This is a genomic window from Corallococcus praedator, assembly GCF_003612125.1.
GTDB lineage: Bacteria > Myxococcota > Myxococcia > Myxococcales > Myxococcaceae > Corallococcus > Corallococcus praedator.
Genome location: NZ_RAWI01001077.1, coordinates 1 through 438, shown reverse-complemented (window position 1 = coordinate 438; position 438 = coordinate 1). Strand labels below are relative to the sequence as shown.

General features: G+C 57.3%; 1 protein-coding gene. It reads left to right on the top strand.

The genetic code is table 11. The annotated features are described in order from the left end of the window. Nucleotides 1-48 precede the first annotated feature (48 nt). Nucleotides 49-438 (top strand): LexA family protein (locus D7Y13_RS49275; RefSeq protein WP_369333610.1); only part of this gene is annotated, 390 nt, incomplete at its 3' end.

Below are 438 nucleotides of genomic sequence, written 5' to 3'. Positions count from 1 at the left end.
AAGCAACCTGAAGCAATCGGCCAATCCGAACAGCGCGGCCTGCCGATCTTGGGAACGATCGCCGCTGGCTATCTCGTCGAGCCGTTTACGGATGAAGTCGAGCAGCTTGACTTGCCACAGCTCTTTGAGCAACCAGAGTGCTTTGTTTTGCAGGTCGGCGGCGACAGCATGATCAACGATCACATTCTTCCAGGCGATTTTGCCATCCTTCGGCGCGTCGCGGAACCGCAGCAGATTCGCAACGGCACGATTGTCGCGGCTCAGGTAAAAGGCGAAACGACGCTCAAGCGCTTTCACCGCGATCGCGAGCGCATCATCCTTAAGCCTGCAAATCCGGCCTACAGCGCGATCGAAGTTGACGCCAAAGACCTCAGCATTCAAGGCGTCCTGCTTGGCGTTTGGCGGCCTCTTGTCGGGCAAACCTATTCACCCCCAAAG